Source organism: Streptococcus mitis (genome assembly GCF_946190335.1).
Classification (GTDB): Bacteria; Bacillota; Bacilli; order Lactobacillales; family Streptococcaceae; genus Streptococcus; species Streptococcus mitis_CH.
This window is the reverse complement of sequence record NZ_CAMHZN010000001.1, coordinates 83,927-95,105: the sequence shown is the minus strand read 5'-3', so window position 1 is coordinate 95,105 and position 11,179 is coordinate 83,927. Positions and strand designations below refer to the sequence as shown.

Sequence of the window (11,179 nt, the reverse complement as noted above, 5' to 3'; positions counted from 1 at the left end):
AGGTTGACTCATGAAAAAAGAGCAGGTTTTCACCTGCTCTGCAATCTTCTGACGTTTTTATGTTTGTTTCTGTTGAGTATGTCTGTTCCCGATGTTTCCTAACTCTCTAGTAGCAAATATTACGTACTTTATTGATCGTTTCACAAGATGACGTGTGCTTTCACCACACTAAAAATTTATGAATTAGGACAAGTGTCCTAACATCAACTTATAAAAGTAGGCTTTTAACCCTATCAATAATGTGGCTTTTGAACCACGCTTCGGCATTCAACCCTGCCTGTCCGTAGGCATTTTTTACTCGGGTTTATATTTGCTAGAAAACATCATCTCATTTTCTAAGCTTTATTAATATAACATACTTCCAACACTCTGTAAAGTACTTTTTTGAAAAAAAATCTATTTTTGTTCGGAAAAATAATATTTTATATAGATTTGTATAAGTTGTATAATGTGAAAGCGGATATAAAAAGAACTAGTCCACTAGTTCTTTTAAATGTATCTTAACGATTAATCGTAACAGAAAAACGATAGCCATTTAATTGTATAAATTTCACCAAAACGAATAAAGCAGTTCGTTTATTAGCATTGGCAAAAACATGCTTTTTTTCAAGCAATACAAGTAGCTCATTGAGAATAAGCGAGCCACTCATTAATCAGACTAGCGACTTCTCTAGGTGCTTCAGTATAAAGCTCATGGCCAAAGTTCTCTAGAAAAATAGTATCAAAATAGTCTGGCAATTCTTTTAAGGCTTCCTCTCTCCGTGTAGCTTCATTAGAATAGCAAGGACTGATAAACAAGGTATCTCCCACTTCTCTCTTAAAAGCTTGTATTTTCCTCCGTAGGCTGAGTATCGCTTCTATATTTTCATATTTTATAGCTAACTCATATCTATTATACTCCTCATTCCAGTGATAGGACTGACTTACGGCTTTCTCCATATTTTCTGACCAATGCTTTGCTTCAGATTTTTCTTTAGAAATAAGAACATCTAAGTCCGAAACAACTTGAGATTCAATATAGTTTTTAGTTTCCTCTAACTCTGTATCTAAAGGTAAAATCTTATCTAAATCTAGATAGCCACCATCCAAAAGAATCAGTTTTGTCACTTCATAAAATTCAGATGCAAGATAACGCGCCAAATCTCCTCCAAGAGAATGACCTATCAGACATATAGATTCTTCCTCTTCTATCGATTTTTTAAACCATGATTTCAATTCTGTTTCATCTCGAAGATGCTTTTCATATGGATTCAGAAAACAGACCTGCGAATTTAGTTCTTGAAGAAAATCCTTGCTATGATAGACATTGCTTCCCAAACCGCCAATAAAATATATTTTCATTCTCTACTTAATACTATGCTTGTTCATCTTTTGTTCAAAGATAGCTGTGATAATCTGACGTAATTCTTCGCGTTCTTTTTCTGGTATTTCACCACTTGTTTGAGCTGCAGCGTAGAGTTCAGGGTGTTCAATTGAAATGCGTTTAATCGTACGTGTCGTAGCATGTTTTCTTACAAAAAACGGAATTCGCTTAATCAAGTCTTGTGGTACTAGCTCAAGAATCTTTTCAGCAGTTTCCTTGTCACTAATCTTAGACGTCGTAAGCCCCTTCTTAATCATTTCCTGTTCTTTTTCTGTAAAATCTTTTAATTCCATCTGATTAATTCTCCTATTTTCTTTAAGTTAAATTATATACCAATTGTAGCAAGACGACAAATAGTCTGTTTGTAAAATCTTCTCTATACTACAACTTTCCTGTCGCTCATAATTGCTCTTTAATAAAAAATCACAAATCCTTTTGGAGAGATGACAAGCTGATTCTCCAATTCTCGGCAATTGCTTGCTAGTGCTACGGTTTCTTTCTCTAAAAGATAATCTTTTGTTGATTGGTTAAAGATTGCTTTAAGGACCCGGCCTTCGTATGTCCATTCCAGAGCTACTATATCTTGTTTGATTTCTTTTAGGCTATACTTACCATGCTGAATGGTTGATGACGCTTGTTTTCTAATATTAATCAGCTGCTTCATGAAATTCAGCATATCATTGTCACTTGATACACGTTCCCAAGGCATACAACGACGACAATCTGGGTCTGGACCTCCGGTTAAAGCTAACTCTGTTCCGTAATAGATGCAGGGTGTTCCTTTTTGTAAAAAGAGGAAGGCTAAGGCTGATTTAACCAGTTGAACATCTTCATCTGCCGTCTACAAGATTCGCTCTGTATCATGCGAATCCAAGAGATTAAACATAACCTCTGAAATCTGCTGCTTGTAATACATAGACTGACCATTTATTTCATCGATGAACTGATCAGTCTTCTTAACACCACGCAAAAAATACTCCTTGATGCTATCAGATAAAGGATAATTCATAACAGCATGGAACTCATCTCCATTTAGCCAAGGCTGAGCCGTATGCCAGACTTCTCCAAGGATATAAAGATCGGGCTTTTTAGCTAAAACTGCTTTTCGAAAATCCTTCCAAAACTGATGATCAATCTCATTAGCCACATCCAAACGCCAAGCATCAATATCAAACTCTTCAATCCAATAAGTCGCAACCTTTAAAAGATAATCCTTGACCTCTGGATTGGCCGTATTTAGCTTAGGCATATAGTCCTCGAAACCAAAAGCATGATAAGGCAACTCTCTCTTGTTGGCTAGTTTTTCAGTCATCACTGGGAATTGTTGAATATGGAACCAATCTTTGTATGCAGACTCCTTACCATTTTTGACAACATCTTGCCATTGAGGCGATTGCGAACCAATATGGTTAAATACAGCATCCAGCATGATTTTCATGCCACGCTGATGCGCTTGCTCGACCAGCTCCCGAAAGGTCTCCTTGTCTCCAAAATGACGATCAATTTCAAAATAATCCGTCGTATTGTACTTATGATTGCTCGTGGATTCAAAAATTGGACAAAGATATAGTCCAGTAATACCCAATTCTTGCAAGTAATCCAGATGGTCAATAATCCCCTGTAAATCACCACCAAAGAAATCATCACTCTGAGGTGTGATAGATGAATCCCAGTCTAATGACCCTTCTGGGTTTAATAAAGCATTTCCATTGGCAAATCTCTCAGGAAATATCTGATACCATACTGTATTTGAAACCCAGTCAGGAACCTTGCAGGCATCAATCTCATGAAGATAGGGCAACTTAAATCCATTCCCAATAGCATGGAAATTTTCTAGAGAATTTTCCACACAACCTTTATCGCCATACAAAATGCTTAGGCCTTCTGTATCCGTGACTTCAAAGAGATACTGTATACGTGCAAAGTCAACGGACACTTCAACCTGCCAATAATCAAAGATGGCATCAGAAGTTATCTTGGCCATTTTCTTTGTATCTTGATAAAACTCATCCATAAAAATAAAAGGATCACCATAATGCAAGTTGATGCTTTCGATGTCCCTTTCTTAGTTCGAATCCGAATATGAAGTTTCTTATCCTTGTAAAGATAGGCATACTCTGACTCAGGTCTATGGTAAATGGCTGTTAATTCCATTGTATTTGTCTCCTGATTTACTTGGTTGCATTTACGACGCAAACGTTTTCATAATTGTGATTCTAGTATACTACTTTCGTATTTTATTTTCAAGGCTTGTCCGTAGATTCTAGTAGTTTGGTTCTATAAATAAAAAAGCAACCAGTCTTACAACTTGCTACTTTTCAAATGATGATTTACAAATGTCTTTCCATCCACTCAATTTTTTTAAAATCCTTATTGTTATTGTGCTCATTTCGATAAGAATCTTGGGAAGAAGCCTTATAAATACTTAAAAACTGTTCTAGATTTGGAACGCGAAAAGTGATGTTTTCGAGATGAATCAGCTCTATATCTGATTCCGAAACTCCTGCAAAATCAGGTAAAGAATCGATACTTCCGAATTCAACACTCAGTCCATCTTTTTTGAATTCATGCTCATGAATATCTATTAAGTCATAGCCTAAGTGTTTCATCACTTTCATTATCTTGTCCCACTCATAAATTCTGAGATGATCAGGCGCTTCCCAACCTCTAGGATCACCAGGCACATGAATGTCAATGTCAGACGGCCTCCATTCTTCATTTGAACGGTATTCAAAACCCAAGGATCCCATGAGCGTCGGTGTGATTCCGATTTGGTTTAAATGAGAACAAATTGTTCGAAATTCATCAAATAGAGAATTCATTCCTCCTCCAATCGTTGATATAGAACTTAATTTCATTGTGAATAATAAACTAATTTTTACCTTCTACTCTTTCGGTTTTGAAAATACTTCTACTCGCTGAGATAGGACTTTGATTTCTACAGGTAGGTTATCCGATTTATCGCCATCAACATCTGACTCCAACTCACTATCTGAAGAGATCTTAATATTACGCGCTCTGATATACTCGATATTGTCATTTGAGACAACATCTCCTTTTAGCAAATCAGGAATGATGGATAATTTAGAGAATATAGAAGCATCTTTCAGAATCAAAATATTGGCATAGCCGTCTTTGTTCTCTTCAAAGATTTTTTTGTCAGCAAAGTAATTTGTCAAGAGAACCAAAACATGGCTCGCTTCACCAACATAATTTCCATTTTCCGTCTCCACCTTAATGTTAAAGACTTGATCCGTCATAACAGACTTCATGGTATTTACAGCATAGGCTAAAATACCGAATTTTGTCTTGTCCTCGATTTCAACATTGTGAATCGCCTCAGGTAGAGAACCGATACTAAAGATATAACCAAAATAGTTATCATTTGCTTTACCGATATCAATCTTATTGGTTAAATCAAAATCCAGTTCATCAATAGCGCCATCGATGTCTTGATTGATTTCCAACAGTTTTGTAATGAGGTTACCCGTCCCACCTGGGATAATCCCTAACTTAGGAATGTAGTCTCTCTCAGCAATACCCGAAATGACTTCGTTGACAGTCCCATCTCCACCAAACACAACCACTGCATCGTACTGCTCACGAGAAGCTTCTTCAGCAAAATGTGTTGCATCCAGCGCTTTTTCGGTAATTTTGGTTTCCACGTGCTCAAAGTATTCTTTTGCTTTATTCTCCAGCTTTTCTTTGTAATCCAAAGCCTTCTCGCCACCAGAAGTAGGGTTGATAATTAACATTGCCTTTTTCATTAATTTCTCCTTAATTCTAAATAGAAATGTTTACATCTCGTCGTATGTAAGTAAATGTACTCTCATTATACAATGAAAATACAGAAAAGAGAAATATGACGTACTGGAGATTAATACGCTTTTATTCTATTGTCCCATCGTCTAACTACATCCTTTAAGGGTTCATCCAAGTAAGAATAGGCCTTATCCTTTATCCAATCAGGAATACCATAAGCTGCCTCGGCAATGCTACCAGTTATTGCTGCAAGTGTATCACTGTCGCCACCAAGTGAGATAGCATTTCTTATAGCATCTTCGAAGTCTCTACTTTCAAGAAAGGCAATAATGGCCTGAGGGACAGTTTCCTGACATGTTTCGTTAAAACGATAGTTAGGACGGATTTCATCTAAAGTTTGAAATAGATTGTAGCCGTATTCCTTCTCTATATAATCCTTAATCCGTCTTTTACACTCCGTAGGATTGTCGTTAATTGATTGCTCGTATTCTCTACAATAACCACCAAAGTAAAAACGACATAGAAAAATAGCATCAGCTGTAGCCATAGCGCCTTTGACACCTTCTGGATGATTATGAGTTACCTCTGCAGAAAGACTCGCAAGTTCTCTAGATGATGGCCACGTACCAGTTCTCTCATAGACATCACAGTCCATGAACCAAGCACATGGAGAAACACGCATAGCTGATCCATTCCCAAAGCTATTATAAGGCTCACGGTTATCGCTGTTTAGCCATGCATTAAACCGAGCACCATAATCAGCATTCGGATACAGTCTGCCATATTTCTTCATCGCGTCAATGAAGTCGTCTTTTTGTCCCCCATTCATAATCGCTTCTGCAACAGCACAGGTCATAACCGTGTCATCTGTAAAAAAGCAGTCCTTCCGAAATAAAGGAAAGTCCTTTGTTTTGATATTGTTCCATTCGTAAACAGAACCGACAATATCTCCAACGATTGCTCCTAGCATGAGATTCCTCCTTCTAAGTTTTTATAATCTCCTCTCAACTTCTCTAGTATTCTTTTTTCTCCATAATTAAAATAGATATTTTTATAGCAATTCCTATGATAACAATACTGACAAAAACCATTCCAATAAAAATCATTAAACTCGAATTCTTTAAGAAAAACTCCACAACATTAGTCAGTAAATCTGATTTTGCTTTAAAAAAACTAGATAGAGCAAATACTGTAAAGTATGTTATAACCATGATCAGCCTACCTTTTTCAGCCCCGTACTTAAGGATAAACGGAAGTTGAATAGCTGATATCAAAATACTTACAACTAATGTAATTAGTGAGATAAATATGATGCTGTCTATTAACATCTCTTTTTTTATTACCAATTGAACAAATAAACAAACTGAACCTACTAATCCAAAAACAAACGCAAAAAACAATTTACTTAGTACAAAGCTACTCTTTTTAATAGGCATGGAAAAGGCAAATTGTTCAAACTTCGATCTCGTATCATAGCCAAAAGCGATAGCAGTTAAAATTAACGGTATCATAGTACAAATAAGCGGTATCATAAAAATTTCATTTTCATATACCCCATAAACAATGAGTGCAATACAGAGAGTAATCGTTAATAGTAGTGTTTTCTTTAAAGTAGCTATATCTTTTAATATCAATGCAGTCATTATCTTTTATCTCCTTTCAAAAAATATATCATAATATCTTCGATAGAAGGTTTTTGTAATCTGATTCCATCTGGAATAAAATTTCTTTTAACAAGCATCTCTTGTCCAAATGCGTGTATCCTTCTCCCAATTATAGCTTCCTCATCAAGATTTTTAACTTCTTCATTAGATAAAGTACAGATAGCATAGTTTTCTTTGAGTTCATCCTTTGATTCAACAAAAAGTACTTTACCATCATTAATAAAAGCAATATAATCCGCCACTTTCTCTAAATCTGATAGGATATGTGACGATATTAAAATTGTATGATTTTCATCTTGAATAAAGTCAAGAAGAAAATCTAAAATTTCGTCCCGTACAATCGGATCCAATCCACTTGTAGCTTCATCCAAAATGAGAATTTCTGCTTTATGAGATAAAGCTACTGCCATCGATAATTTCATTCTCATTCCACGAGAATAACTTTGAATAGCCTGTTTTTCAGATAATTTAAATTTCTTTTTTAATTGATAGAAAAATTCTCTATCCCATTTTGAATATACCCTTGAACAAAATTTTTCCAAATCAACGAGTGTCATTTCTTCCGGCACTAATAAATCATCAAACACTACTCCAATTTTATCTTTCAATTCAAGACTATTAGGATTATCATAACCTAAAATTTTAATTTCTCCTGAGTCTTTCCTAAGTAATCCTAACAATAATTTTATGGTTGTACTTTTACCAGCCCCGTTTTGGCCAATGTACCCGACAATAGAGCCTTTAGGAATAGAAAAATCTATCGGTCCTAATGTAAAGTTATCAAATTTTTTAACCAAGTTTTTGATTTCAATAGCAAAATCACTCATATTTTCCCTCCATATAACTACTAAACATCTCTACCAACTCATCATTGGTAACACCTGCAATCGCTGAAAGCTCAAGAATATCTTGCATTTTTGATTCGATTCGTTTCAAATATTCTTCTCGAATAAGTTCTTTATTTTGAGCTGCAACAAAATTACCTTTACCTTGAACTGAATTAATGAAACCATCAAGTTCTAGATCATCAAAAGCTCTTTTAGCAGTTATCATACTCACTCGAAGTTCTTTAGCTAAAAATCTGATTGATGGTAATTGCTCGCCAACTTTTAATTCTCCCAAAATGATCTGAGCCTTTATTTGATTTTTAATCTGTAAATAAATCGGATTATCACTTGAATTATCAATCTGTATATTCACCCTCCATATCCTCCTAACTATCCAACTGTTATCTCTGTTTTATCTGTTTATATTATACCATAACAGATATATAAGTTCAATATTTAACAATCTGTATGAGACACATTATTGTTTAAATTGATTCCTTTTCACTTTAAATTTTTTATATAACAAAAAGCCTTACAATCAAGGCTTTTCTTAATCACTTTCTTTCACAGTTTTATACGTTTTTACCATCAACAGCATAAGTCATAACCGTATCATCTGTAAAAAAGCAGTCCTTACGAAATAAAGGAAAGTCCTTCGTTTTGATATTGTTCCATTCGTAAACAGAACCGACAATATCTCCAACAGTTGCTCCTAGCATAAGATTCCTCCTTGTGACATATCAGATTTATTACACATTCCCAATGGTTAACTCTTTAAAAATGGTGCCACCAAATCAATCCACTCTTGAGGCAGGTAAGCTGACAAATAGCCGTGATTATAGCCCTTTGCTTCATACAAAATTGTATTTGCATGTAGCTGATGAAATAATTTCGCTGATTCTTTCACACAGTTCAATTCTTTTTCACCATAGATATACAGAACCTGAGCCTTGCTAGCAGAAATCATATCTTTCAGCTTGTAATGCCCCATATAGTTTTTGTAAATGGTCACCAATGTTTTAACAGGCGTCCTTGGCAGATCCTCCAAATAATAAGATTTAATTTCCTCTGGATAAGCCAGTTTAGGATAGAGTTTGTTCATCATGCTTAACTGAAGTTTGCAAGAGAATTTATTGAACATCAGTTTACCAAATAGAGACACTAGAAAGATGATGATTTTAGATAACATTGGTTGAGGAATACAGAGGCTTCCGTCTATGATGGCCTTCTCAGCAATTTCACTGTCTAAAGACAAAAGTTCCATGGCAATTTGACCACCAAGTGAAACACCACCGATTGCAAACAATTTCCCACCACAGTTTGCTTTGATATAGTCTAGAATCTCCAAAGCAGAATCTTCAGTAGAAACATAATCAAGTTGATATTCCTCGCCGTGGCCATTCAAAGTTGGTAGAATAATACGGTATTCTTTTGACAAGATTCGTGCTTGACAAAGATAATTCCACCAAGAACTGCCACCACCATGTATCAGTAAAATAGGAGGCAAATTCTTATTACCAAATTCATGGAATTTCATGTTTAAACTCCTTACTGTAGAACTTTCACTAGCTAATTTTCCTTGTTCAATCAGCTCTTAAAAGCAGTACCACATACTCGACATAAAACGAGTAAACACTATGTATGCCAAGTGAACATGTATGTGGGAACATGTCTATAAACCTTTTGACAATAGCATAAAGTTATCGTTAAAAGGTATTACCCCGACAAACTGTGATTTACTCATTTCATTAAATCAGCTATTTCTTTCTTCCCATACGCCTTTACATTCTGAATTACATTCTGTTTCCTCTTTATTGATTCAAACAATGATATATCTAGTACATTTGCGAATTCTTCAAACTGAACCTGCCCGATTCTTCTTATTTCTTTAAGTTTCTCGGTATCTCTTACCTTTCTCTCTGCCTCACTCTTGGGGTATCCTTGCCCAAATGGCTCCGAGAAAAGAGCTTCTATTGTTCTTTCAAGATTTTCAGTACCTGACCATGTATAATCTTCACCTAATGGTAATGATATCGCATTTCCATTATTAATCTGAGCAAATAAATAGGCATCATTCGGTGTAGGTGCATACCCGCAAATGACATCAGGCATACTATTACAAGCAAGCATCATTCCTTGTCCAGAAGAACAGCCCGTAACAACGAAATCAACTGTCCTACTTGCCAACAAGATACCTATAAGAATAGAAATTTCTATATACGAGTATTTTTCACTTTCTTCCATCGTACAGCCAAAGTTTATAACCTCAGATTTCTTTGGAGCATACCTTAATACAGCATCATAGATTATTTGATTTTTAGTCGCTTGAGAACTTGCTTGAATAACTCCGATTCTCATCATTTCACCTACTACTTCTAATTTAATTATTTCTTTTTCTTTGGTTTGGGTGCCGGTAATTCATCATATATTGAATTGAACAAGCCTTTATTTTCTACACTTCATTTATTCACTGGTTGCAACTTTTGACATCAAAACTACCGCCTCCACATATGAAAATATTTTTCTTTTATACTAATAAACAAAAGGCAGTAAAAATCATTTTAGAATGATACTGTGGAACGGAAAGATTTTCACCACTTCAAAAGAAACGGCATTCATCACTCCACTTTAAATTATAATAGATAATTCTCTAACATAGATCATCTAATTAGCAAATCGTTACTTTCAATAATGGATATACTAATCTAAAGTTAAAATTACTTTTCCTTACTAATTCTATTACTAGCCAATATTGTATAAATCAAATAACCAATAAAAATGATGATAAAAATAACATTAATTTTTAACACAAAATAGAGATTTAACAAATTTGCGAACGCATGAAATAATAGACAGTACCCCACAGATTTCGTTTGACGGTAAAGAAGCCCTAAAACAAAACTTAAAAATAATGTATATATAAAAAATAAAATAAAAGGAAATCCTTGATGACTCTCTCCAACTATAAACCATAAAGGCAGATGCCAAATCCCCCAAATTGATCCTACAATCAAATTAGATTGCCAATAAGTATATTTTTTATCAAGTAACGGTTGTAATATACCTCTCCATCCTAATTCTTCATGTCCACCACCAAAAAAAATTAATTGTATAAAGAATAGTGGCATCAGATAAATTGATACTCCGTTTAATTCTAAGGAAGATACAGAGAATAGTATCAAAATTGCTAACAAATGAATAATGAAATAAATACTACTATTTTTTCTTTTATTAAATACAAAATGTTTAAATTTTATATTATTCCTTTTCAAATAAAAGCCACTTGCAATAGCTGGACCAAGTGCACCTACTATATGTAACATTCTCCCTATAAATGTTTCTAATCCCAAAATATGAGATTGAGTAAATATGGCAAGAAGCACCCAAGCTATATAAGTAATTCCAAAAGTACAATAAAGATAATTTTTTAAATTCTTTTTGTCAATTTCTGTCATTTTATCTTCCTTATCTTGATTATTTTATGAATAATATTTTTACTGCTTCTTAGTTGCTCTCGATTATAACTACCTATATTCTATCATAAAAACACAAAAAAGCCTTAC

11 protein-coding genes and 3 pseudogenes are annotated in these 11,179 nt (G+C 34.5%); all 14 read right to left on the bottom strand.

Annotation, left to right across the window (positions count from 1 at the left end; translation table 11 throughout):
• Positions 1-509: 509 nt before the first annotated feature.
• Positions 510-623, bottom strand: a pseudogene (locus N8O43_RS00570) (type II toxin-antitoxin system death-on-curing family toxin); the annotation flags it as partial.
• Between the two features lies 1 nt (position 624).
• On the bottom strand, positions 625-1,341 hold the full coding sequence (locus N8O43_RS00565) for an alpha/beta hydrolase (protein WP_247953054.1): 717 nt from the start codon (positions 1,339-1,341) through the stop codon (positions 625-627).
• 3 nt (positions 1,342-1,344) lie between these two features.
• The gene (locus N8O43_RS00560) at positions 1,345-1,656 is read right to left on the bottom strand and encodes a hypothetical protein (RefSeq protein ID WP_247953055.1); all 312 of its coding nucleotides are present in this window, start codon (positions 1,654-1,656) and stop codon (positions 1,345-1,347) included.
• A 119-nt stretch (positions 1,657-1,775) separates the two neighbouring features.
• Positions 1,776-3,517 (bottom strand): annotated as a pseudogene (locus N8O43_RS00555) (glycoside hydrolase family 13 protein).
• A 176-nt stretch (positions 3,518-3,693) separates the two neighbouring features.
• A complete protein-coding gene (locus N8O43_RS00550; protein WP_261089032.1) occupies positions 3,694-4,185 on the bottom strand; it encodes a phosphoribosylanthranilate isomerase in 492 nt (163 codons plus the stop codon).
• A gap of 63 nt (positions 4,186-4,248) precedes the next feature.
• A complete protein-coding gene (locus tag N8O43_RS00545) occupies positions 4,249-5,130 on the bottom strand; it encodes a diacylglycerol/lipid kinase family protein (protein ID WP_261089031.1) in 882 nt (293 codons plus the stop codon).
• Between the two features lie 110 nt (positions 5,131-5,240).
• Positions 5,241-6,095, bottom strand: a complete 855-nt coding sequence (locus N8O43_RS00540) for an ADP-ribosylglycohydrolase family protein (protein ID WP_261089029.1) — start codon at positions 6,093-6,095, stop codon at positions 5,241-5,243.
• 43 nt (positions 6,096-6,138) lie between these two features.
• On the bottom strand, positions 6,139-6,768 hold the full coding sequence (locus N8O43_RS00535; protein ID WP_261008699.1) for an ABC-2 transporter permease: 630 nt from the start codon (positions 6,766-6,768) through the stop codon (positions 6,139-6,141).
• Positions 6,768-7,616 (bottom strand): ABC transporter ATP-binding protein, encoded by an 849-nt coding sequence (locus N8O43_RS00530; RefSeq protein ID WP_261089026.1) that lies wholly within the window; start codon positions 7,614-7,616, stop codon positions 6,768-6,770. Before N8O43_RS00530 ends, N8O43_RS00535 begins: the two co-directional genes overlap by 1 nt.
• On the bottom strand, positions 7,609-7,989 hold the full coding sequence (locus tag N8O43_RS00525) for a GntR family transcriptional regulator (protein ID WP_045611697.1): 381 nt from the start codon (positions 7,987-7,989) through the stop codon (positions 7,609-7,611). The genes N8O43_RS00530 and N8O43_RS00525 overlap by 8 nt, the downstream gene beginning before the upstream one ends.
• A gap of 217 nt (positions 7,990-8,206) precedes the next feature.
• Positions 8,207-8,335, bottom strand: a pseudogene (locus tag N8O43_RS00520) (ADP-ribosylglycohydrolase family protein); the annotation flags it as partial.
• A 47-nt stretch (positions 8,336-8,382) separates the two neighbouring features.
• Complete coding sequence (locus tag N8O43_RS00515) at positions 8,383-9,153, bottom strand: alpha/beta hydrolase (protein ID WP_261008698.1); 771 nt, start codon at positions 9,151-9,153, stop codon at positions 8,383-8,385.
• Positions 9,154-9,356: 203 nt separating this feature from the next.
• On the bottom strand, positions 9,357-9,974 hold the full coding sequence (locus tag N8O43_RS00510) for an RpiB/LacA/LacB family sugar-phosphate isomerase (protein ID WP_125457906.1): 618 nt from the start codon (positions 9,972-9,974) through the stop codon (positions 9,357-9,359).
• A 359-nt stretch (positions 9,975-10,333) separates the two neighbouring features.
• Positions 10,334-11,071 carry a CPBP family intramembrane glutamic endopeptidase gene (locus tag N8O43_RS00505; RefSeq protein WP_060628313.1) on the bottom strand — a complete coding sequence of 246 codons (738 nt, stop codon included), beginning with the start codon at positions 11,069-11,071 and terminating at the stop codon, positions 10,334-10,336.
• Between the last annotated feature and the right edge of the window lie 108 nt (positions 11,072-11,179).

Excerpts from the sequence above, each read along its gene's own strand:
- N8O43_RS00530 (WP_261089026.1), bottom strand. The coding sequence starts at position 7,616 with ATGAGTGATTTTGCTATTGAAATCAAAAACTTGGTTAAAAAATTTGAT.
- N8O43_RS00540 (WP_261089029.1), bottom strand. The coding sequence starts at position 6,095 with ATGCTAGGAGCAATCGTTGGAGATATTGTCGGTTCTGTTTACGAATGG.
- N8O43_RS00550 (WP_261089032.1), bottom strand. The coding sequence starts at position 4,185 with ATGAATTCTCTATTTGATGAATTTCGAACAATTTGTTCTCATTTAAAC.
- N8O43_RS00565 (WP_247953054.1), bottom strand. The coding sequence starts at position 1,341 with ATGAAAATATATTTTATTGGCGGTTTGGGAAGCAATGTCTATCATAGC.
- N8O43_RS00545 (WP_261089031.1), bottom strand. The coding sequence starts at position 5,130 with ATGAAAAAGGCAATGTTAATTATCAACCCTACTTCTGGTGGCGAGAAG.
- N8O43_RS00510 (WP_125457906.1), bottom strand. The coding sequence starts at position 9,974 with ATGAGAATCGGAGTTATTCAAGCAAGTTCTCAAGCGACTAAAAATCAA.
- N8O43_RS00535 (WP_261008699.1), bottom strand. The coding sequence starts at position 6,768 with ATGACTGCATTGATATTAAAAGATATAGCTACTTTAAAGAAAACACTA.
- N8O43_RS00515 (WP_261008698.1), bottom strand. The coding sequence starts at position 9,153 with ATGAAATTCCATGAATTTGGTAATAAGAATTTGCCTCCTATTTTACTG.
- N8O43_RS00560 (WP_247953055.1), bottom strand. The coding sequence starts at position 1,656 with ATGGAATTAAAAGATTTTACAGAAAAAGAACAGGAAATGATTAAGAAG.
- N8O43_RS00505 (WP_060628313.1), bottom strand. The coding sequence starts at position 11,071 with ATGACAGAAATTGACAAAAAGAATTTAAAAAATTATCTTTATTGTACT.